Annotated in this window: 15 protein-coding genes; 6 read left to right on the forward strand and 9 right to left on the reverse strand. The window is 64.9% G+C overall.

Annotated elements, in window-relative coordinates:
* Positions 1 to 8: 8 nt before the first annotated feature.
* A complete protein-coding gene (locus V0R59_RS26365; protein ID WP_330077536.1) occupies positions 9 to 305 on the forward strand; it encodes a winged helix-turn-helix domain-containing protein in 297 nt (98 codons plus the stop codon).
* A gap of 200 nt (positions 306 to 505) precedes the next feature.
* On the opposite strand, the gene V0R59_RS26370 is transcribed toward V0R59_RS26365, so the two are convergent.
* Positions 506 to 958 (reverse strand): GNAT family N-acetyltransferase, encoded by a 453-nt coding sequence (locus V0R59_RS26370; protein ID WP_330077537.1) that lies wholly within the window; start codon positions 956 to 958, stop codon positions 506 to 508.
* A gap of 259 nt (positions 959 to 1,217) precedes the next feature.
* Here V0R59_RS26370 and V0R59_RS26375 point away from each other — a divergent pair, with 259 nt between their 5' ends.
* Positions 1,218 to 1,934 carry a substrate-binding periplasmic protein gene (locus tag V0R59_RS26375; RefSeq protein ID WP_330077538.1) on the forward strand — a complete coding sequence of 239 codons (717 nt, stop codon included), beginning with the start codon at positions 1,218 to 1,220 and terminating at the stop codon, positions 1,932 to 1,934.
* On the opposite strand, the gene yccS is transcribed toward V0R59_RS26375, so the two are convergent.
* From yccS to V0R59_RS26410, 7 genes are all read right to left on the reverse strand, one after another.
* Entirely contained in the window at positions 1,912 to 4,095 is a 2,184-nt protein-coding gene (yccS, locus tag V0R59_RS26380) for a YccS family putative transporter (protein WP_330077539.1), read from the reverse strand. The genes V0R59_RS26375 and yccS overlap by 23 nt on opposite strands.
* A gap of 108 nt (positions 4,096 to 4,203) precedes the next feature.
* On the reverse strand, positions 4,204 to 5,382 hold the full coding sequence (locus tag V0R59_RS26385) for a BaiN/RdsA family NAD(P)/FAD-dependent oxidoreductase (protein WP_330077540.1): 1,179 nt from the start codon (positions 5,380 to 5,382) through the stop codon (positions 4,204 to 4,206).
* A 117-nt stretch (positions 5,383 to 5,499) separates the two neighbouring features.
* A complete protein-coding gene (dbpA, locus tag V0R59_RS26390; protein WP_330077565.1) occupies positions 5,500 to 6,837 on the reverse strand; it encodes an ATP-dependent RNA helicase DbpA in 1,338 nt (445 codons plus the stop codon).
* A gap of 105 nt (positions 6,838 to 6,942) precedes the next feature.
* Positions 6,943 to 8,370: a multidrug transporter subunit MdtD gene (gene mdtD / locus V0R59_RS26395; protein WP_330077541.1), complete on the reverse strand. Its 1,428-nt coding sequence runs from the start codon at positions 8,368 to 8,370 to the stop codon at positions 6,943 to 6,945.
* 122 nt (positions 8,371 to 8,492) lie between these two features.
* Positions 8,493 to 9,824, reverse strand: coding sequence for a TldD/PmbA family protein (locus V0R59_RS26400; protein ID WP_330077542.1), 1,332 nt, complete (start codon positions 9,822 to 9,824; stop codon positions 8,493 to 8,495).
* Positions 9,824 to 11,266, reverse strand: a complete 1,443-nt coding sequence (locus V0R59_RS26405; protein WP_330077543.1) for a TldD/PmbA family protein — start codon at positions 11,264 to 11,266, stop codon at positions 9,824 to 9,826. Before V0R59_RS26405 ends, V0R59_RS26400 begins: the two co-directional genes overlap by 1 nt.
* A gap of 30 nt (positions 11,267 to 11,296) precedes the next feature.
* Positions 11,297 to 13,099, reverse strand: a complete 1,803-nt coding sequence (locus V0R59_RS26410) for an acyl-CoA dehydrogenase (RefSeq protein WP_330077544.1) — start codon at positions 13,097 to 13,099, stop codon at positions 11,297 to 11,299.
* A 266-nt stretch (positions 13,100 to 13,365) separates the two neighbouring features.
* Here V0R59_RS26410 and V0R59_RS26415 point away from each other — a divergent pair, with 266 nt between their 5' ends.
* Positions 13,366 to 13,896 carry a hypothetical protein gene (locus V0R59_RS26415; RefSeq protein WP_330105847.1) on the forward strand — a complete coding sequence of 177 codons (531 nt, stop codon included), beginning with the start codon at positions 13,366 to 13,368 and terminating at the stop codon, positions 13,894 to 13,896.
* 118 nt (positions 13,897 to 14,014) lie between these two features.
* On the forward strand, positions 14,015 to 14,611 hold the full coding sequence (locus tag V0R59_RS26420) for a hypothetical protein (protein ID WP_330077547.1): 597 nt from the start codon (positions 14,015 to 14,017) through the stop codon (positions 14,609 to 14,611).
* A gap of 106 nt (positions 14,612 to 14,717) precedes the next feature.
* Here the strand turns inward: V0R59_RS26420 and putA are convergent, their stop codons facing one another.
* On the reverse strand, positions 14,718 to 18,671 hold the full coding sequence (gene putA, locus V0R59_RS26425; RefSeq protein WP_330077548.1) for a trifunctional transcriptional regulator/proline dehydrogenase/L-glutamate gamma-semialdehyde dehydrogenase: 3,954 nt from the start codon (positions 18,669 to 18,671) through the stop codon (positions 14,718 to 14,720).
* Positions 18,672 to 19,026: 355 nt separating this feature from the next.
* Between putA and putP the strand changes: the two genes are divergently transcribed.
* Positions 19,027 to 20,508, forward strand: a complete 1,482-nt coding sequence (gene putP / locus V0R59_RS26430) for a sodium/proline symporter PutP (RefSeq protein WP_330077549.1) — start codon at positions 19,027 to 19,029, stop codon at positions 20,506 to 20,508.
* 124 nt (positions 20,509 to 20,632) lie between these two features.
* Positions 20,633 to 21,469, forward strand: coding sequence for a 23S rRNA (adenine(2030)-N(6))-methyltransferase RlmJ (locus V0R59_RS26435; protein ID WP_316921027.1), 837 nt, complete (start codon positions 20,633 to 20,635; stop codon positions 21,467 to 21,469).
* Positions 21,470 to 21,636 lie beyond the last annotated feature (167 nt).

The following is a 21,636-nucleotide window of genomic DNA, read 5'->3' on the forward strand; positions in this document are numbered from 1 at the left end:
CCTTTCGCATGGAAGTGAGCAAGACCAAGAGCAGTTTCTACCGTCGCCTGTACGTCGCCTGGCTGATCGACAGCCAGACCGCCAGCAGCGTACCGGCCCTGATGGCCGCCACCGGCATGCCCCGGCGCACCGCGCAGGACACCATCGCGGCGCTGGCGGACCTGGATATCGTCTGCGAGTTCGAGCAGCAGGCGGGGGCACGCAATCACGCCGGGCACTACCGGATTCGCGACTGGGGAGCGATCGACAAGGGCTGGATCATCCAGCACCTGCGCACGATCCGCGAAGTGCTGGGCTATCCCTGACACAGCGCGAGGCTCTGGTTTGCAATGAGCCCTGTGGGCATCTGCCCAGCCTTTCTGGCTGTGCTATCGAGCAGAGAACAGGTCCAAGAGCGACGCAGACCTTGTGGGAGCGGGTTTACCCGCGATTGCGATGGTGAGTTCACTACAGTAATCGCGGGTAAACCCGCTCCCACAAGGTGCAGTGGTGTTTTCGGAATGCCTTATCCCCGCCGCATCCCGATATGCGGAATCCCGTCCTCCAGATACGCCTCACCCACCACCTCGAACCCATGCTTGCGGTAATACCCCTGCAAATGCGCCTGGGCCGAGAGGTACACCGGCGTCTCCGGCCACAGCTCCGCGGCTTGCCTGAGCCCCTGCACCATCAGCTCGTGCCCGAGCCCCTGGCCGCGCCCGGCCTCGGCGATCACCACCCGGCCAATCACCACGTCACCCCCTTGGGACAACGGGTCCAGCAAGCGCAGGTATGCCACCAGCTTGTCATCCTGCCAGGCCATCAGGTGGCAAGTGTCCCCGGAAAGATCCTGCCCGTCCAGGTCCTGGTACGGGCACTTCTGTTCCAGGACGAATACCTGGTTGCGCAGTTCCAGCACGGCATACAGCTGCTCTTTGCCAAGGTCGGTGTGATGTTTGCAAATCCAGTCGACGGACATGGGGAAATCTCTTGAGGGCTTCGATGCCGAGCATAGCCCGGCGCAACTTCCTGTCGAAAGTCAAAGTGCCCGCAAAACCGGCAAGAATAGAGGCATATGGCTATTATCTGCTGATGCCACGCGGACGGATGTTTGTGTAATCTGGCCATCGCGATTGAATTTGTTGGCACTGAAATTCCCAGCGGTCAAACCAGAGCGCGGAACATCTCCGCTATAGGATTTGAGCATGCATTTGCTCCGAGTCTTGTGTTTGCTTGGAATGTTGTCAGTTACCCCGGTTCACGCCGAAACCCTGCGCCTGGTCGCCGATGCCTGGCCGCCCTTCACCGACGCCAGCCTGGAAGAGGGCGGGCTGGCCACTGCCATCGTCAAGGCGGCGCTCAAGCGCGCGGGCTATGTCAGCGAGTTCGAGCAGGTGCCCTGGGCGCGGGCGTTGATGGGCATCAACGACGGCCGTTACGACGTGCTGGTCAACGCCTGGTACAACGACTCGCGCACGCGCATCGGCCAGTTCTCCGGCGGCTACCTCACCAATCGCATCCGCCTGCTCAAGCGCAAGAGCGACGTGATCCGCTTCGAACGGCTCGCCGATCTCTATCCGCACTCCATCGCCGTGGTCCGTGACTACGCCTATTCCAACGACTTCGACAACGATGTGCGCCTGCAGAAAGTGCCGGTGCGCAGCTTTTCCGTGGCCATCGGCATGCTTGCCGCCGGGCGGGTGAGCCTGGCGGTGGAAGACGAGTATGTCGCCAGCTGGTTTCTCCAGCGCGAGCACAACACTGCCAAGGACATGGTGGAGTTCTTCGGCAAGCCGGTCAGCGAGAACGACCTGCATATCCTGGTCAGCCTGAAGCACCCCCGGCACGAGCAGATCGTCGCCGATTTCGACAACGCCATCGCCGCGATGAAGGCCGACGGCAGCTACGCACGGATCGTCGACAGCTACGGCCTCAGGCCGGCGGCGTCCCCTTGATCAGGTGCGCGGCGAGGGTGCGCAGCGGGCCGAGGTGACGGGCGATCAGGGCGAGTTGGGTCTGTACCGTCCGCAGGTTCTCGTCCATTTCCTCGGGCATCTGCTCCAGCTCGCCCGCCAGGGCTTCCTCGCTGTCGCTGTGGATCGCCACTGGCTGCTTGCCGGCCAGGCCGCTGGCGATTTCATCCAGGCTCTGCGCCAGTTTCGCCCCGGCGTCGTCGATCAGCTGCTCGCGGGCTTCGGCGGGCAGGGTGCTTTCGCGATGCGCGCCGAGGGCCGACAGGTAGCTGAGCAGGGTGTGGGAGAGCACCAGGAAACGGAAGCCGACGTCCGCTTCCTTACGGAAATGCCCCGGCTCCATGAGCATGTTGGCCAGGGTAGTGGACAGCGCCGCGTCGGCGTTGTGCGCATTGCGCCGGGCCAGACGGTAGGCGAGGTCGTCGCGCTTGCCCTGGGCGTACTGCTGCATGATCTGGCGCAGGTAAACGCTGTTGCAGGTGAGGGTGTTGGCCAGCACCTTGTTCAGGCGCCGGCCCTGCCAGTCCGGCAGGAACAGGAACACCGCCGAAATGGCGATCAGGCTGCCCACCAGGGTATCGAACAGGCGCGGCAGGAACAGGCCGTAGCCGTCGCCGATCTGGTTGAAGCAGAACAGCACCATCAGGGTGATCGCCGCCGTCGCCAGGGTGTATCGGGTGGTGCGGTTGACGAAGAACACCACCCCGGCGGCCACCGCGAACAGCGACTGGATGAGCGCATTGGGGAACAGGTCGAACAGCGCCCAGCCGACGGTCAGGCCGATGGCGGTACCGATGATCCGCTGCACCAGTTTGCGCCGCGTCGCACCGTAGTTGGGCTGGCAGACGAACAGGGTGGTGAGGATGATCCAGTAGCCCTGGGTCGGGTGGATCAGGTGCACCATGCCGTAGCCGACGGCCAGCGCCAGGGGCAGGCGCAGGGCGTGGCGGAAGATCAGCGAGGTCGGCGTCAGTTGCTGGCGCAGGCGGCTCCAGACGTCCGCCATGCTGCGCGGTGAACGGTCGAGCAGGCTCGGGTCGGTGTTGTCGGCCAGGCTGTCGGGGTTGCTGGCGTCGCTGAGCAGGCGGTCGAGGGTCGCCAGGTTGGCGGCCAGGGCGCGCAGCGAGCGGAGCAGGCCGCGCCAGGCCGGGTTGCTCTGGATGCGCAGGTGTTCCAGCGAGGCGTGCAGGTCTTCCAGGGCCTCGGCGAAACCGGTGTTGTAGACGAACGGCTGGCGCAGCTGGATGGACGCCGACAGTTCATGGCACGCCTTGCCCTGCTGGCGCAGCAGGCGCTGGCAGCGGAACAGCACGTCGCTGTGGAAGAACGCCTCGGTCAGGGCGTTGTACGGGTAGTGCGAGGAACTGGCGCGCTCGTGGATGTCCTGGGCGAGGAAGTACAGCTTCAGGTAGCGACTGACCTTGGAGCTGGGCCGGCCACCGCCGACCCGGTGCAGGATGATTTCCTTGGCGGTATTCAGCGCCGCCACCACCTTGCCGTTCTGCTGCGCCAGTTCCAGACGCCGGGCTTCCACGTCCAGGCCGCGGATCGGCTCGAACAGGTTGGACTTCAGCTTCAGGTAGATGCCCAGTTCGCGGAACAGCCGGGCCAGCGCCTGCTGCACCGGCTGGTTGGAAAACAGTGCCTGCCACAGTACCGAGAGCAGGCCGTACCAGGCCGCGCCGGCCACCAGCAGCAAGGGTTCGTGCCAGAAGTCGGTCACTTCGCCGCCGCGCTGGTCCACGCCGATCATGGTGTACACCGAGAGGATCAGCGTGGCCTGGGCGATCGCCCCGTAGCGCTCGCCGAGGGCACCGAGCATGGTCAGGCAGAACGCTGCCAGGGCCATGGCGGTGACGAAGATCCACGGGTAGGGGAACAGCAGTTCTACCGCCAGCGCGGCCACGGTGAAGCACACCAGGGTGACCGCGAGGGCGTTGAGACGGCCCTGCCAGCTGTCGTCGGTCTCGGCCAGGGCGCTGGCGATGATGCCGAGGAACAGCGGGATCAGCAGGTTCATCTGGTCCTGGTACCAGCACAGCGCCATGCTGCCGGTGAGGGCGATCAACACCCGGATGCTGTAGCTGAACTTGTCCAGCGCCCACAGACGACGCAACGATTGGCTGAAAGAAGAAGACGACATGGTGGCGGGCAGGCCTGCTGGGCGGGGGGCTGAGTGAGCGGTCACCGCGACGTCAAACCGTCGCGGTGTCACGTACCAGCAAAATGCGTTCCGTGATGGACGCTGATTCTAGACGAACTGCGCCGCCGCGTAAGCCGAGGCCCAGGCCCACTGGAAATTGAAGCCGCCAAGATGGCCACTGACGTCCAGCACTTCGCCGATGAAGTACAGGCCGGGGCTCTTCAGCGACTCCATGGTCTTGGACGACACCTCGCGGGTATCGACGCCTCCCAGGGTCACCTCGGCGGTGCGATAGCCCTCGGTGCCGGCCGGCACCAGTTGCCAGTTGCCCAGCTTGTCGGCGACCTGGGCCAGTTCCGCCGGGGTGTACTGCTTCATCGGCCTGGAGACGAACCAGGTATCGGCCAGCAGGTTGGCCATCTTCTTGGTGAAGACCTCGCCCAGCAGGGTCTTCAGCTCGCTGTTGGGGCGCTCGGCCTGCTGCTGTTGCAACCAGGTGAGGGCGTCGTGGTCCGGCAGCAGGTTGATTTCCACGGTGTCGCCGGCTTCCCACAACGAGGAAATCTGCAGGATTGCCGGGCCGCTGAGGCCGCGATGGGTGAACAGCAGGTTTTCCCGGAAGCTCTTGCCGTTGCAGCTGGCGACGCAGTCCACCGAGGTGCCGGACAGCTCGGTGCACAGGGCCTTGAGCTGGTCGGTGATGGTGAACGGCACCAGGCCTGCGCGGGTCGGCAGCAGGTTGTGGCCGAACTGGCGGGCGACCTGGTAGCCGAAGCCGGTGGCGCCCAGGGTCGGGATCGACAGGCCGCCGGTGGCGATCACCAGCGACTGGCACTGGAACGGGCCGGCGCTGGTGTTCAGCAGGTAGCCGTGTTCGAGCTTCTCGATGTGTTCGATGCGGGTATCCATGCGCAGCGTGGCGCCGGCGCTGTAGCACTCGTCGAGGAGCATCTGCAGGATGTCGCTGGACTTGTTGTCGCAGAACAGCTGGCCGAGCTTCTTCTCGTGGTACGGCACGCCGTGCTTGGCGACCATCTCAATGAAGTCCCACTGGGTGTAGCGGGCCAGTGCGGATTTGCAGAAATGCGGGTTCTGCGAGAGGAAATTGCCCGGCTCGGTGTACATGTTGGTGAAGTTGCAGCGGCCGCCGCCGGACATGAGGATCTTCTTGCCCGGTTTGTTGGCGTGGTCCAGCAGCACGACCCGGCGGCCGCGCAGGGCGGCGGTGCGGGCGCACATCAGGCCGGCGGCGCCGGCGCCGATGATGATGACATCGGTGTGGTGCATGATTTTTCTCTATGGTTTACCGGGACCTCCTGTAGGAGCGGGTTTACCCGCGATTGCGGTAGTGATCCCACCGCCGTCATCGCGGGTGAACCCGCTCCTACAGGGTACGCGTCGCTCTTAGATGATCCGGACCTTGAGCGAGCGCCCCTTGATCTTGCCGCTGTTGAGCCGCTGCATGGCCTGCTTGGCCACGTCACGCTCCACCGCCACGAAGGCCTGGAAATCGAAGATGGCGATCTTGCCCACTTTCTTGCCATCGATCCCGGCATCGCCGGTCAGCGCACCGAGGATGTCTCCCGGACGCAGCTTGTCCTTGCGCCCGGCGGCGATGCACAGGGTCGACATCGGCGGCACCAGCGGCTCGCCGCCCTTGCTCTTCAGGCTGTCCAGCTGTTCCCAGCGCAGCGGGCTCTTCTGCAGCGCCTCGATGGCCTGGGCTCGATGTCCCTCGGCCGGGGCCACCAGGCTCACCGCCAGGCCCTTCTCGCCGGCGCGACCGGTACGCCCGACGCGGTGCACGTGAATCTCCGCATCCCGCGCCAGCTCGACGTTGATCACCATGTCCAGGGCATCGATGTCCAGGCCGCGGGCGGCCACGTCGGTGGCCACCAGCACCGAGGTGCTGCGGTTGGCGAATACGGTCAGGACCTGGTCGCGGTCACGCTGCTCAAGATCGCCGTGCAGCGCCTCGGCGGCGATGCCTTTGGCCTTTAGGTGGTCCACCAGCTCCTGGCACTGCTGCTTGGTGAAGCAGAACGCCACGCAGGACTGTGGACGGAAGTGCCCGAGCACACGGGTCACGGCACTCAGGCGGTCTTCGGCGTCGATCTCGTAGAAATGCTGCTCGATCTGGCTGTCGCTGTGCAGCGCCTCGACCTTGACCTGCTGCGGGTCGCGCATGATCGACGCGGCCAGTTGCTTGATTCCGGCCGGGTAGGTGGCGGAGAACAGCAGGCTCTGCCGGCGCTTCGGGGTTTGCCCGACGATATCGGCGATGGCGTCGAAGAAGCCCATGTCGAGCATGCGGTCGGCTTCATCGAGGACCAGGGTGTTGAGCCCGTCCAGCACCAGGGTGCCCTTGCTCAGGTGCTGCTGCACCCGGCCCGGGGTACCGACGATGATGTGCGCGCCATGCTCCAGCGAGGCGATCTGCGGGCCCAGGGACACGCCGCCGCAGAGGGTGAGGATCTTGATGTTGTCCTCGGCGCGGGCCAGGCGGCGCAGTTCCTTGGCGACCTGGTCGGCCAGCTCGCGGGTCGGGCACAGCACCAGCGCCTGGCAGCCGAAGTAGCGCGGGTTGATCGGGTTGAGCAGGCCGATGCCGAAGGCGGCGGTCTTGCCGCTGCCGGTCTTGGCCTGGGCGATCAGGTCCTGGCCCTTGAGGATGACCGGCAGGCTCTGTGCCTGGATCGGAGTCATCTCGGAGTAGCCGAGGGCGTCCAGGTTGGCCAGCATGGCGGCGGACAGCGGCAAGGTGGCGAAAGCGGTGGCGTTGGTGGTCACGAGGCGGGCCTGCAAAACAAAATGTCGCGCAGTGTACCAGCCTCATGGCCATTCGCCCTACGGCTCGATCTCCGCTTCCTGACGAGGGGCGCGTCGTCCGTCTGTCTTTGCCAGTTGCATGAAGATGGCGGCCGCCAGCATCGCCATCAGGCCGATGGTGACGAAGGTCAGCTGGAAGGCGCCGAGGGTGCTTTCCACGCCCTCGGCGCTGCCTGCTGCGGTGAAGCCGCCGAGCAGGGCGCCGGCACAGGCCACGCCCAGGCTCAGGGACAGTTGCGCGACCACCGACAACAGGCTGTTGCCGCTGCTGGCGCTGGCATCGTCGAGGTCGATCAGGGTCACGGTGTTCATCGCGGTGAACTGCATCGAGTTGATCGCCCCGAGCATTCCCAGTTGCACCAGCAGCACCGCGTGCGGCGTGCTTTCGTCCACCAGGCCGAGGCTGGCCAGCATGATCCCCAGCAGCAGGGTGTTGCCGGTGAGGATGTTGCGGTAGCCGAAGCGCTCGATCAGCGGACGGGCGATGGACTTGGCGAGCATCGCCGCGGCCGCCAGCGGGATCATGCTCATCCCCGCTTCGGCCGGCGAGTAACCCAGCGCCACCTGCAGCAGCAGCGGCACGAGGAAGGGCAAGGCGCCGCTGCCCAGGCGGGCGAACAGGTTGCCGAGGATGCCCACCGAGAAGGTACGCACGCGGAACAGCTTCGGCGAGAACAGCGGCTCGTCGATGCTCCCGGCGCGCAGCCAGTAGGCGGCCAGGCAGGCCATGCCGGCGAACAGCAGGAGCATCACCCGCAGGTGCGGCAGGTGCAGCTCGCCCAGCCCTTCCATGGCGATGGTGATCAATACCATCGCCGCGCCGAACAGGATGAAGCCGATGCCGTCGAAGCGGGTGCGGGACGAGCCGCGCAGGTCGGGGATGAACTTCCACACCGCGTAGCAGCCGATCACGCCGACCGGCAGGTTGAGCAGGAAGATCCAGTGCCAGCTGAGGATCTCCACCAGCCAGCCGCCCATGGTCGGGCCGAGCAGGGGGCCGAGCAGGCCGGGGATGGTGATGAAGCTCATGATCCGCACCAGCTCCGAGCGCGGGTAGGCGCGCAGCACCACCAGGCGTCCCACCGGCAGCATCAGTGCGCCGCCGAGGCCCTGGATGATCCGCGCCGCCACCAGCATGCCGAGGCTGCCGGCCAGCGCGCAGAGCAGCGAGCCGAGGCTGAACAGCAGGATCGCGCCGAAAAAGATGCGCTTGGTGCCGAAACGGTCGGCGATCCAGCCCGAGGCGGGGATCAGCAAAGCTACGGTGAGCATGTAGGCGATGATCACCGACTGCATGCGCAGCGGGTCTTCGGCCAGGTCGCGGGCCATGGCCGGCAGGGCGGTGTTGAGGATGGTGCCATCGAGGGACTGCATGAAGAAGGCGATGGCCACGACCCAGGGGATCCAGCGGGCGGTGGTGGGGTCCAGGGGTGTGCGGTCTGGCATTGGAAATCCTTTCAACAACTGGCGCCGAACCCTGGGGGAGCGGGTTTACCCGCGATCACGGTGGTGAACCCACCATCGCTATCGCGGGTGAACCCGCCCCCACAGGGGCCGTGGTGCATCAATCACAATGTGAGGGTCAGCCGTTTGACCAGCGCCCCCGGCAAATGATTCGACCCGGTCTGGCGCAAGCCATAGGTGCGGGTCGAGAGCACCAGCTCGCGCTCCCGCGTCAGCGCTTCCAGGTTCGACCCCAGCAGGCTGTACAGGCTGTCATCGAAGCGCATGGTGCTCACCGGTGCCTGGATCTTGCCGTCTTCTACCCAGAAGGTGGCGAAGCGGGTCAGCCCGGTCATCCGCGCCGCGGGCTGGTCGGAGTAGTTCAGGTACCAGAGGTTGCTGATGTACAGGCCGGTACCCAGCCGCGCCAGCACCTGGTCCAGCTCCAGGTCGCCGCCGGCCATGCTCAGCGCGGTGGGCGCCTCCCAGGATTCGGCACCGTTGGCCTGGCACTGGAACTCTGCGGCGCTGCGCGCGCTGGTCAGGCTGTCCCGGAGCGCACCCGCCTCGATCAGGGTGACATCGTCCCGGGGATAACCCTCGCCGGAAAACGCCGGGCAGATCGAGCCGCTGACCTGTTCGCTGAAGCTCACCAGCGGGCTCAGCGTCGCTTCGCCGGCATGCAGGCGCTGCAGCGGGCTGTGCTTGTTGGCGATGGCCTGGGTCGAGAAACCACCCCAGCCGAGCAGGTCGACGATCTCGTCCATCGCTCCCGGGGCGATGTAGGCGCGGTACTGACCGGGCGCCAGGACCTTGAGCGGCCGCCCGAGGTAGCCGAGCTGTTCGCGGGCCTGGGCCAGGCGCGCGGCGAACTGCCGGTCGTCCCACACCTGGCCGCCGTAGTTGGTCTTCACCGCCTGGCCGTTGGCGTGGAACAGGCTCCAGTCGAAGCCGAAGCTGTTCGCGTGGTGCCAGCCAAACGCACCGAAGGAACTGGCGAAGCCCCGGCATACGGGGCCGGCGACATAGAAGCCGACCAGGTCCAGGTCGCCAGCGCCTGCCTCGATCTGCTCCAGCACCCGGGCGAAGTCCGGCAAGGGCTGGTCCTGGCGACGCTCGCTGGTCCAGACGCTGTCATTGAGCAGCAGGTAGGGATCGGCAGGGATCAGCGGCAAGGTCTGGCGCAACTGCTCCAGTGCTTCGCCCAGGCGTTGCCGGTCGGTGGCGGCATCGTTGCTCAGGGTCAGGCTCAGGTCGGCCTGGCGGCCGTCGGCGATCAGGCGCAGGGTGACGCTGGACTGCCGGACCTCCCCGGCCTGACGCACCTTGGCGTGATTGAAGCGAACGAACTGCGAGTCTTCCCCGGCGAAGCTCAGGGTGAAGTGTTCCGGCGCCCGTACGTGGGTGCGCAGCCAGGCGACCAGGGCCTGGAAGCCGGGCAGGAAATCGGCGGCCATCAGGCATCTCCTCCGAATACGTCGATCTGGCTGAACACGCAGGCTGGCGAGGCATGCCCGACGCGGACCACCTGGTTCGGTTCGCCCTTGCCGCAATTCGGCGTGCCGAGGACCTGGAAGGTGCTGGCATCGCCGACGGCGCTAAGGCTGCGCCAGAAACTGGCGGAGATGCCGCGGTAGTTGGGGTTCTTCACCACGCCCTTGAGTTCACCGTCTTCGATCAGCTGGCCCCATTCGCAGCCGAACTGGAACTTGTTGCGTGCGTCGTCGATGGACCAGGAGCGGTTGGTGCGCATGAGGATGCCGTGCTCGATACCGCCGACCAGTTGTTCCAGCGACTGGTTGCCCGGCTCCACGTTGAGGTTGGCCATGCGGTCGATGGGCGCGCGGTTCCAGCTGCAGGCGCGACTGTTGGCGACCCCGTCGAGGCCCGAGCGGAACTGCGACAGCGCGCCACCCAGCGGGCGCTCCAGCAGGCCGTCGCGGATCAGGAACTGCTTGGTCGCCGGGGTGCCGTCGTCGTCGTGGCCGTAGCTGGCCAGTTCTTCGCGGATGGTCGGGTCGAAGGTCACGTTGAGCAGCTTCGAGCCGTATTGCAGATGGCCAAAATCCTCTGCCTTGACGAAGCTGGTGCCGGCGAAATTGCGCTCGTCGCCGAGGATGCGGTCCATTTCCAGCGGGTGGCCGATGGATTCGTGGATCTGCAGGATCATCTGGTCCGGCATCAGCAGCAGGTCGCGTGCGCCGCTTGGGGTATTGGGCGCCAGCAGCAGTTGCAGGGCCTCGTCGGCAATGCGCTGGCCGGCACCGACCAGCCCGCAGCTGTGGATAAGTCCGGGGCCACCCTGGCGACCGAAGTTGTCGTTGCCGAAGGTGCGGGTCTGGCTGTCGCCGTTGTCGAAGGCGGTAACGGTCAGGCCGGGGAAGACGAAGCGCTGGGCCCGGCGCAGCTCGGCGCCGGCGCTGTTGAAGTAGATCTGCTCGACCTCGCGCAGGCCGAGGTCGACCTGCCAGTTGACCAGGCGTTCATCCTGCGGCACCGAGGCCGATTCCTGCTGGAGCAGCGCGTAGCAGTCGGCGAGGGAGGGAAAGGCCTGGTCGAGATCGGGCGAGCAGTAGTCGGCGCGGGCGGTGGCGATAGGCTGGTCGCGCAGGTCCAGCAGCGAACAGGCGGCGACCTGCCGGGCCAGGGCTTCGGCGCGGTCCAGCGCGCGTTGCAGGCCGGCCTCGGACAGGTCGGCGGTGGCTGCATAGGCCTCGACGCCGCTGACCCGTACCGTGAGCATGGCGCCTTCGTCCCGGCCCAGGCTGGGTGGCGTGGCGATGTTCTTGCGCACCGACAGGTGCTGGTGGGACTGGCGCACATGGCGCAGGGAGAAGAACTCGCCGCCGCTGCGCAAGCCTTGGAAGCGTTGGCGCAGCGACGCGGTGGAATCGAACATGGACGGGCCTCCGGTGACGGTGGCCCTGGTTCAGAACCACTCCTCGTGCATGCCCGGGCAGGTGTCGTCGCGTGCTTCGAGCAAGGTGATGTCATTATGGCAGGCCGGTACTTCCCAGGTGAGGAAGAATCTCGCCGCCTGCAGCTTGCCGCGATAGAAGTCGCGATCTGCCTCGCTGGCGCGGGCCAGACCTTCTTCCGCACGGATCGCCTGTTCCAGCCAGCGCCAGCCGATCACGCAGTGACCGAAGGCTTTCATGTACAGCGCCGAGTTGGCCAGGGTGGCGTTGACCTTGCCGCTCGCCATGTCGCCCAGCAGGCCGAGGGTCACGGCTTGCAGGCGGGTCAGCAGTTGTTCCAGTGGCTGGCGCAGGTTGTCCAGGCTGGAGAACCGATGCGCCCGCTCGCAGGTGCCGGCGATCAGGCGCACCAGTTGCTTGAGCCCGGCACCGCCGTTCTGCGCCAGCTTGCGCCCGAGCAGATCGAGGGACTGGATGCCGTGGGTGCCTTCGTGGATCGGGTTCAGGCGGTTGTCGCGGTAGTACTGCTCCACCGGGTACTCGCGGGTGTAGCCGTGGCCGCCAAGGATCTGGATCGCCAGCTCGTTGGCCTTGAGGCAGAACTCCGAAGGCCAGGACTTGACGATGGGGGTGAGCAGGTCGAGCAGTTCGTGGGCCTGCTGGCGGGTTTCCGGGGGCTCGGCGGTCTGGGTGTCGTCGACCAGGCGCGCGGCGTACAGGCCGAGGTCGAAGGCGCCTTCGACATAGGCTTTCTGCGCCAGGAGCATGCGCTTCACATCGCTGTGGGCAATGATCGGCACGGCGGCGGTGGACGGATCCTTGTTGTCCGGCAGGCGACCTTGCGGGCGCTGGCGGGCGTAGTCGAGGGAGTACAGGTAGCCGGCGTAGCCGAGCATCACCGCGCCCATGCCGACGCCGATGCGGGCCTCGTTCATCATCTGGAACATGCACGCCAGGCCCTGGTGCGGCTTGCCCACCAGGTAGCCGACGCAATGGCCGTTGTCGCCGAAGTTCAACGCGGTCGAGGTGGTGCCGCGCCAGCCCATCTTGTGGAACAGGCCGGCGAGGGTCACGTCGTTGCGCTCGCCCAGGCTGCCGTCCGCATTGACCAGGACCTTGGGCACGATGAACAGGGAAATGCCCTTCACCCCGGGCGGCGCGTCCGGCAGCTTGGCCAGGACCATGTGCACGATGTTTTCCGAGAGCGGATGGTCACCGCCGGAAATGAAGATCTTGTTCCCGCGCAGGCGGTAGCTGCCGTCGGCGGCGGGTTCGGCGCGGGTGCGGATATCCGCCAGGGACGAGCCGGCGTGGGGCTCGGTCAGGGCCATGGTGCCGAAGAAGCGGCCGTCGATCATCGGCTGAAGGAACAGGCGCTTCTGTTCCTCGGTGCCGAAACTCTCGATCAGGTTGGCCGCGCCCATAGTCAGGAACGGGTAGGCCGTGGTGCCGGCGTTGGCTGCCTGGAAGTGGGCGAAGCAGGCTTGCGACAGCAGGGTCGGGAGTTGCATGCCGCCGACGTCGAAATCGCGGTTGGCGTTGAGGAAGCCGGCTTCGAGGAAAGCGTCCACGGCGGGCTTCACTTCGGGAATCAGGACCGCCGCGCCATTCTCGTAGCGCGGTTCGTTCTCGTCGCCCTTGCGGTTGTGCGGGGCGAAGTACTTCTCGGCGATGCTGCGCGCGGTGGACAGCGCCGCGTCGAAGGTCTCGCGGCTGTGCTCGGCAAAGCGCTCGCGGCGGGTCAGGGCTTCGGCATCCAGCACTTCATAGAGTTCGAACGCCAGGTTGCGGGCGCTGAGCAGGGTCTCGGTCATGGCGGCGGTCCTTTGATTCGGGATGGGGCGAGTCTAGGCAGCCGGGGGGAGGGTGCACAGGGAAATAGGTTTGGGTGATGGTGGGGTAGAAGGGTGGGGCAGGGAGTTTAGGGTGGCTATTGGATCAGGTCTCAAGCTCGTTCAGCTTTGTAGTCTGGTTCTGCTCTGTTGTCGGATCTTTCGCGCTATGCGTCGGGAGTGAGCCGGCAGCCTTGAATCTTGTGGGTGCGGTTTGATGGGGACTCTCCAGCACGGCGGTCCAGATCATGTCCACAAGTAATCCTTCCTCCTGTCGTTCGGCGCAGCCTGCGTTCTTCGTGGTTGCGGTGCCCAAGTTGATCGTCATGACGCTGCTGACCTCCGGCCTTTACTGGTTTTTCTGGTCTTTTCGTAACTGGGATCTCTATCGCGATGCCTGCGGCGCAAAGATTATGTTGTTGCCTCGGATAGTGGTTCCCGAGCTTTTCCTCTACTCGTTGTTGCATCGGGTGGACCGGCGAATCCGTACATCGGGGCGCAGCTATGGATGGTCGCCGTGGTGGTTGGCGTTCGGGGTGCTGTTGATGATGATATCCGGGCATTTTCTCTGGATCGTAATGCTGCCTCTTCCCGAGTTCGCACCTTCAGTATTGGCAACGCTCGTGATGTTTCATGTGTTTCAAGGCAGGATTCAACGCGCCATCAACTTTTGCGAAGGCGACCCGGAAGGGGCGGGCAATGCGCGGCTCACGCTGGGGAACTGGCTATGGATATCGCTCATTACCTTGGGGTGGCTGGTACTGGGAGCATTGCCTTGAGTTCTGATAGAGCATGTTAGGAACTATTCGAAGAATCCCCTTTTAGGCTGGGACTTTTCTTACATCAATTGTTTGGCGGTGGGTGTTTGATGGCGGCCTTTAACTTTAGGAGCTCTTTATGTCCAGTGACACAATTACCCCCGCCATCGACCAAAAAGAACTGCGCAAACCAATGTTCTATGTGGTTTCGGTAAACAAACTGATCTATATGACGATTCTGACCACGGGACTCTACGGTTTTTATTGGTTCTATCGGAATTGGGCTACCTACAGGGATGCCACCGGAGAACATATGATTCCGTTACTTCGCAGCATCATTCCCGTCATTTTCCTGTATCCGCTGCTCCGTCGCATCGACCAAGGCATGAAAGGCTCAGGTAGCCAGTACGAGTGGTCACCGAAATCCCTGGCTATGGCCATGTGGCTCATTCTGCTTGCCAGTTTCGGTGCGTCAATGTTGATGCCCGTGCCTATGGAGTTGAAGGATATTGCCCTCACGAATCTGCAAAGCATGATCCTGGCGATAGCGCAACTGGTCGCCCTGCTTTGGGTCATGTGCAAGATTCAACGTGCCGTAAACGTAGTCGAGGGGGACCCGGAAGGAGAGACGAACGCGCATTTCAACGGAGCCAACAAAGGCTGGATGGGGCTGGGTATTGTCATCTGGCTGGTGTACTTCGTATTGGTTGCGATGTTGTTGTCGCTCGCTTACTGAAAACGGTATTGATTGCCAGCGCTTGATCGGCAAAAAAACGGGGCGGGTTTCGCGTCACTCCATCTGGAGTGCGCAAAACCCGCCCCGCCTCTTTTCCTTCCGACTATCAGCCGATAGTCATCAGGCTCGCGTTACCACCGGCTGCCGCTGTGTTCACACTCAGAGCTCGCTCGATCACCAGTCGCTCCAGCGCCACCGCGGTTTCACCCGAGGACAGGCCGTGAACACCCACGATCGCGCCCGGACGCTTGGCGATCTGCTCGCAGATGCCGCGCAACTGGTCGGAGTCGCCGTGGTGCAGGACCGCGTCGAACGCCACGTCTTCCTTGTTCCAGTCGCTGACCAGCTTGATCCGCGCCTGTACTTCCTTCGGCAGGCGCGAACGCACCGATTTGCCCGGCTCGCCGTCCAGCACCACTGCCGAGCTGCCTACGGCCAGGACCGCAGCCAGTTGGGTGAGCAGGTCGGCTTCGCTGTCGGCCAGGCACAGCACGTGCTCGCGCGGCAGGATGGTGTAGCTATTGCGCTCGCCGGTCGGGCCGGCCAGCAGGCGGGTGATACCGCTCTGCGACTGGCGGGCGAACTGTTCGCAGGTCTGCACCAGCTCGTTGTTCTGCGCGCTGGCGGCCCAGGTCTTGAAGGCTTCCAGCGGCTTGAGCAGGGCTTCGCGCAGGCGGCTGTCCGGGGCGCTGCCGGCGTCGCTGCGCTGGAACGATTGCTCGATGGCATCGGCCGGGCGGGTCGACAGCAGGCGGTACAGGTACAGCGGGCCGCCGGCCTTCGGCCCGGTGCCGGACAGGCCTTCGCCGCCGAACGGCTGCACGCCGACCACGGCACCGACGATGTTGCGGTTGACGTAGACGTTACCGGCATGGGCATTGTCGATGACCTTGGCAATGGTCTCGTCGATGCGGGTGTGCACGCCGAGGGTCAGGCCATAGCCGGAGGCGTTGATCTGTTCGATCAACTGGTCCAGGTCCTTGCGGTTGTAGCGCACCACGTGGAGTACCGGGCCGAAGATCTCGCGCTTCAGTTCGTCGAAGCTTTCCAGTTCGATCAGGGTCGGCATGACGAAGGTGCCGCGCTTGCACTCGTCGCCGTTGGCCAGGGCCACCTGGTAGACCGTGCGACCTTTCTCGCGCATGCCCTGGATGTGTTTCTCGATGCCGGCCTTGGCTTCGGCGTCGATCACCGGGCCGATGTCCACGGACAGGCGCTCCGGGTTGCCCAGGCGGCTTTCGGCCATGGCCCCCTTGAGCATTTCGATGACGCGGTCGGCGGAGTCTTCCTGCAGGCACAGCACGCGCAGGGCCGAGCAACGCTGGCCGGCACTGTCGAACGCGGAGGACACCACGTCGATCACCACCTGTTCGGTCAGCGCCGAGGAGTCGACGATCATGGCGTTCTGGCCGCCGGTTTCGGCGATCAGCGGGATCGGACGGCCCTGGGCATCCAGGCGGCCGGCGATGTTGCGTTGCAGCAGGCGCGCGACCTCGGTGGAACCGGTGAACATCACGCCCTTGACGCGTTCGTCGCCCACCAGGCGGGCACCGACGGTTTCACCGCGGCCCGGCAGCAGTTGCACCACGCCTTCCGGAATGCCGGCTTCGAGCAGCAGGCGTACGGCCTGGGCGGCGACCAGCGGGGTCTGTTCGGCTGGCTTGGCCAGTACCGGGTTGCCGGCGGCGAGGGCAGCAGCCACCTGGCCGCTGAAGATCGCCAGCGGGAAGTTCCACGGGCTGATGCACACCACCGGGCCCAGCGGGCGGTGAGCGTCGTTGCTGAAGTCGTTGCGTGCCTGCACTGCGTAGTAGCGCAGGAAGTCGACGGCTTCGCGGACCTCGGCGATGGCGTTGGCGTAGGTCTTGCCCGCTTCGCGGACCAGCAGGCCCATCAGCGGCTGGATCTCGGCTTCCATCAGGTCGGCGGCGCGTTCGAGGATCGCGGCGCGCTCGGCCGGTGGGGTGGCCTGCCAGATTGGTGCGGCATTCAGCGCGCACTGGATGGCGTTGTCGACGTCGCCGACGGTGGCTTCCTGGACGTGACCGACCACATCGCGGTGGTCTGCCGGGTTGAGGACTGGCACGGCGGCTTCCTGGCTGGCGGCGCAACCGAGCAGCGGCGCGGCTTTCCAGTCGGTGTGCGCGGTGGCCAGCAGGGCGCAGGACAGCGAGGCCAGGCGGTGTTCGTTGGCCATGTCGATGCCGGCCGAGTTGGCCCGCTCGCTGCCATACAGGTCACGCGGCATCGGGATGCGCGGGTGTGGCAGGCCGACGCTGCCTTCCTGGGTGGCCATGCGCTCGATGGTGGCGACCGGGTCGGCGACCAGTTCTTGGATCGAGATCGAGTGGTCGGCGATGCGGTTGACGAACGAGGTGTTCGCGCCGTTTTCCAGCAGGCGGCGAACCAGATAAGCCAGCAGGGTCTCGTGGGTACCGACCGGGGCGTACACGCGGCACGGACGGTTCAGCTTGCCATCGGCGACCTTGCCTACGACTTGTTCGTACAGCGGCTCGCCCATGCCGTGCAGGCACTGGAATTCGTACTGGCCCGGGTAATAGTTCTGACCGGCGATCTGGTAGATGGCCGACAGGGTGTGGGCGTTGTGGGTGGCGAACTGCGGGTAGATGACTTCCGGCACCGACAGCAGCTTGCGGGCGCAGGCGATGTAGGAAACGTCGGTGTACACCTTGCGGGTGTACACCGGATAGCCTTCCAGGCCCTCGATCTGGGCGCGCTTGATCTCGCTGTCCCAGTAGGCGCCCTTCACCAGGCGGATCATCAGGCGGTGACGGCTGCGGCGGGCCAGGTCGATGACGTAGTCGATCACATGCGGGCAGCGCTTCTGGTAGGCCTGGATGACGAAGCCGATACCGTTCCAGCCGGTCAGTTGCGGTTCGAAGCACAGGCGTTCGAGCAGGTCGAGGGACAGCTCCAGGCGGTCGGCTTCCTCGGCGTCGATGTTCAGGCCGATGTCGTACTGCTTGGCCAGCAGGGTCAGCGACAGCAGGCGCGGGTACAGCTCGTCCATCACGCGCTCGTACTGGGCGCGGCTGTAGCGCGGGTGCAGGGCGGAGAGCTTGATCGAGATGCCCGGGCCTTCATAGATGCCGCGGCCATGGGAGGCCTTGCCGATGGAGTGGATGGCCTGCTCGTAGGACGCCAGGTATTTCTGCGCGTCGTGCTCGGTCAGCGCGGCTTCGCCGAGCATGTCGTAGGAATAGCGGAAGCCCTTGGCTTCGAACTTGCTCGCGTTGGCCAGGGCCTCGGCGATGGTCTCGCCGGTGACGAACTGCTCGCCCATCAGGCGCATGGCCATGTCGACGCCCTTGCGGATCATCGGCTCGCCACTCTTGCCGATGATCCGGCTGAGGGACGAGGTGAGGCCGGATTCGTTATGGGTGGAGACCAGCTTGCCGGTCAACAGGAGGCCCCAGGTGGCGGCGTTGACGAACAGCGACGGGCTGTTGCCCAGGTGCGGCTGCCAGTTGCCGGTGCTGATCTTGTCGCGGATCAGGGCGTCGCGGGTGCCCTTGTCGGGGATGCGCAGCAGGGCTTCGGCCAGGCACATAAGGGCCACGCCTTCCTGGGACGACAGGGAGAATTCCTGCAGCAGGCCCTGGACGATGCCGGCACGACCGCCGGCGCTCTTCTGGTTGCGCAGTTTTTCCGCGATGCCGGCGGCCAGCTTGTTGGTGGCTTCGGCCTGGGCGGCCGGCAGGCGCGCCTGCTCCAGCAGCATCGGCACCACTTCCTGCTCGGGGCGGCGATAGGCGGCGGTGATGGCGGCGCGCAGGACCGACTGTGGAAGGATGCTTTCGGCGAATTCGAGGAAGCATTGATGGCTGTGGTCGGGCTGCACGTCGCCCGCGTCATCGGCCAGGTTGCCGGGCTGACCGTTGAGTTCGGTCAGGGTGGCGCCACCCTCCAGCTTCTCCAGGTAATTGAAGATCGCTTGCTTGATCAACCAGTGCGGCGTGCGGTCGATGGACTGCGCAGCTGCTTTGAGTCGCTCACGGGTCGGGTCGTCGAGTTTGACCCCAAGGGTGGTCGTCGCCATTTCTTATCCTCTTTATTGCCACTGGGCCGTGGCTAAGCTGGCGCCAAGATTAGCTGTGCGCGTTTTCGGGTGCAACCTAGTGCAACCCAAAATTTTCCAGGCGGAGGTGCAACTCGTCCGGATGACAAAAGCCTCACGACGGAAACGGCTTTTTATGGTGCTTTTTCTTCTGTAAAGCGCTGTTCTTGTGCCAAAAAGGAGCAAAAAGCCGTTAGAACGAAATTTTTCCGACGAGGTGCAACTACTTTTGTAAAAAGGGTTGCACCCCGTTTGCGTTGTTGCATAGCATCCGCCGCCTGGGTGCAACCTCGTCTGAGGCTGTCGCTACATAAAAACAAACGCCAGGGCGCAATACATGACTAGCAATCCCATCACGATCACCTTCGTGATCTACATCGCCGTAATGGTGCTGATCGGCTTCATGGCCTATCGCTCCACCAAGAACCTTTCCGACTACATCCTTGGCGGTCGCAGCCTCGGCAGCGTGGTAACCGCACTGTCCGCCGGTGCCTCCGACATGAGCGGCTGGCTGCTGATGGGCCTGCCGGGCGCCATCTACATGTCCGGTCTGTCGGAAGCCTGGATCGCCATCGGCCTGACCGTCGGTGCCTACCTGAACTGGCTGTTCGTTGCCGGACGCCTGCGGGTGCAGACCGAGCACAACGGCGATGCACTGACCCTGCCGGATTACTTCGCCAGTCGCTTCGAAGACCAGAGCGGCCTGCTGCGGATCATCTCCGCCGTGGTGATTCTGGTGTTCTTCACCATCTATTGCGCTTCCGGCATCGTCGCCGGTGCCCGCCTGTTCGAAAGCACCTTCGGCATGTCCTACGAGACCGCGCTGTGGGCCGGTGCTGCCGCGACCATCGCCTACACCTTCGTCGGCGGGTTCCTGGCCGTGAGCTGGACCGACACCGTGCAGGCCGGCCTGATGATCTTCGCCCTGCTGCTGACGCCGATCTTCGTGCTGCTGGCCACCGGTGGCGTGGACACCACCTTCCTCGCCATCGAGGCGCAGAACCCCGAAAACTTCAACATGTTCCGCAATGCCAGCTTCATCGGCATCATCTCGCTGATGGGCTGGGGCCTGGGCTACTTCGGCCAGCCGCACATCCTGGCGCGCTTCATGGCCGCCGATTCGGTGAAGTCGATCGCCAAGGCCCGTCGCATCTCCATGACCTGGATGATCCTGTGCCTGGCCGGTACCTGTGCCGTGGGCTTCTTCGGCATCGCCTACTTCTCGGCACACCCTGAAGTGGCAGGTCCCGTGACCGAGAACCACGAGCGCGTGTTCATCGAGCTGGCGAAGATCCTCTTCAACCCGTGGATCGCCGGTGTCCTGCTGTCGGCCATCCTGGCTGCGGTGATGAGCACCCTGAGCTGCCAGCTGCTGGTCTGCTCCAGTGCCCTGACCGAAGACTTCTACAAGACCTTCCTGCGCAAGAACGCCTCCCAGGGTGAGCTGGTGTGGGTCGGCCGCCTGATGGTCCTGGCCGTTGCCCTGATCGCCATCGCCCTGGCCGCCAACCCGGAAAACCGCGTGCTGGGCCTGGTGGCCTACGCCTGGGCAGGCTTCGGTGCCGCCTTCGGTCCGGTGGTCCTGCTGTCCGTGCTGTGGAAAGGCATGACCCGCAATGGCGCGCTGGCCGGTATCGTGGTCGGCGCCCTGACCGTGATCCTGTGGAAGAACTACTCGGGCACCAGCCTGTACGAGATCATCCCGGGCTTTATCTTCGCCACCATCGCCATCGTGCTGGTGAGCAAGGCCGGTCGCGTGTCGTCCAGCATGGTCGCGCGCTTCGAGAAAGCCGACGCGGACTACCACGCCAACAAGTAATGGCTGTTAGCGTCGCCTGAAGCGGCCCGCCTCTTTTCGAGAGGCGGGCCGTTGTCGTTTCGGCGGGCGCAACCTGACGTCGCCCGCCCGAACGGGTAAACTTCCCGCCCGCTCAGGAGTTGCCATGAACTATCGTCACGCCTTCCACGCCGGCAACCATGCCGACGTCTTCAAGCACATCGTGCTGACCCGCCTCATTGCGCTGATGTCGCGCAAGGAGCAGCCGTTCGCCTATATCGACACCCATGCCGGCCTCGGCCTGTATGACCTGCAGGGCGACCAGGCGACCCGTACCGGCGAGTGGATCGAAGGCATCGGCCGGCTCTGGGGGCGCGACGACCTGCCGGAGATCACTGCGGACTACCTGCGCATCGTGCGGCGCCTGAATGCCGATGGCGAACTGCGCTACTACCCGGGCTCGCCGGAGCTGGCACGGCGCATGGCGCGCCAGCAGGACCGCGTGCTGCTCAACGAGAAGCACCCGGAGGACGGGCGCCTGCTCAAGGACAACATGAAGAAGGATCCACGGGTCGCCGTGCACCTGGGCGAGGGCTGGCACGTGCCGCGGGCGCTGTTGCCGGTGCAGGAGAAGCGTGCGGTGATGCTGATCGACCCGCCGTTCGAAAAGCCCGACGAACTGAAGCGCTGCACCACCGCGATGAAGGAGGCGATCGGTCGCATGCGCCAGACCGTCGCGGCGATCTGGTACCCGATCAAGGACCAGCGCCAACTGGTGCGTTTCTATCAGGACCTGACCAGCACTGGCGCGCCGAAGCTGCTGCGGGTAGAGCTCTATGTACACCCGCAGGACACGCCGGATTGCCTGAACGGCTCCGGCCTGGCCATCGCCAACCCGCCGTGGGGGCTGGAAGAGGAACTGCGGGCGTTCCTGCCGTGGCTGGCCGAGTGCCTGGGGCAGACGGGCGGCAGCTGGCGGATGGACTGGTTGATCGCTGAGTAGAACCTGGCTTTTTTACTGCCTTTGAGGGCCTCATCGCTGGCAAGCCAGCTCCCACAGGTACTGCACGCACCGACCCTGTGGGAGCTGGTTTGCCAGCGATGAGGCCCTGCAGATCGGTCACAATGCCGCCCCTCCAAATGCCCCCCCGCTTTGCGTTATAATCCCGC

This window comes from Pseudomonas ulcerans (assembly GCF_036324125.1).
GTDB lineage: Bacteria > Pseudomonadota > Gammaproteobacteria > Pseudomonadales > Pseudomonadaceae > Aquipseudomonas > Aquipseudomonas ulcerans.

Bases quoted from the DNA above. Each gene is read 5' to 3' on its own strand.
- V0R59_RS26370 (WP_330077537.1), bottom strand. From the start codon at position 958: ATGTCCGTCGACTGGATTTGCAAACATCACACCGACCTTGGCAAAGAG.
- V0R59_RS26405 (WP_330077543.1), bottom strand. From the start codon at position 11,266: ATGTTCGATTCCACCGCGTCGCTGCGCCAACGCTTCCAAGGCTTGCGC.
- putA (WP_330077548.1), bottom strand. From the start codon at position 18,671: ATGGCGACGACCACCCTTGGGGTCAAACTCGACGACCCGACCCGTGAG.
- yccS (WP_330077539.1), bottom strand. From the start codon at position 4,095: ATGTCGTCTTCTTCTTTCAGCCAATCGTTGCGTCGTCTGTGGGCGCTG.
- dbpA (WP_330077565.1), bottom strand. From the start codon at position 6,837: ATGCTGGCCAACCTGGACGCCCTCGGCTACTCCGAGATGACTCCGATC.
- V0R59_RS26375 (WP_330077538.1), top strand. From the start codon at position 1,218: ATGTTGTCAGTTACCCCGGTTCACGCCGAAACCCTGCGCCTGGTCGCC.
- V0R59_RS26365 (WP_330077536.1), top strand. From the start codon at position 9: ATGGAAGTGAGCAAGACCAAGAGCAGTTTCTACCGTCGCCTGTACGTC.
- V0R59_RS26415 (WP_330105847.1), top strand. From the start codon at position 13,366: ATGTCCACAAGTAATCCTTCCTCCTGTCGTTCGGCGCAGCCTGCGTTC.
- V0R59_RS26435 (WP_316921027.1), top strand. From the start codon at position 20,633: ATGAACTATCGTCACGCCTTCCACGCCGGCAACCATGCCGACGTCTTC.
- mdtD (WP_330077541.1), bottom strand. From the start codon at position 8,370: ATGCCAGACCGCACACCCCTGGACCCCACCACCGCCCGCTGGATCCCC.
- putP (WP_330077549.1), top strand. From the start codon at position 19,027: ATGACTAGCAATCCCATCACGATCACCTTCGTGATCTACATCGCCGTA.
- V0R59_RS26410 (WP_330077544.1), bottom strand. From the start codon at position 13,099: ATGACCGAGACCCTGCTCAGCGCCCGCAACCTGGCGTTCGAACTCTAT.
- V0R59_RS26400 (WP_330077542.1), bottom strand. From the start codon at position 9,824: ATGGCCGCCGATTTCCTGCCCGGCTTCCAGGCCCTGGTCGCCTGGCTG.
- V0R59_RS26420 (WP_330077547.1), top strand. From the start codon at position 14,015: ATGTCCAGTGACACAATTACCCCCGCCATCGACCAAAAAGAACTGCGC.
- V0R59_RS26385 (WP_330077540.1), bottom strand. From the start codon at position 5,382: ATGCACCACACCGATGTCATCATCATCGGCGCCGGCGCCGCCGGCCTG.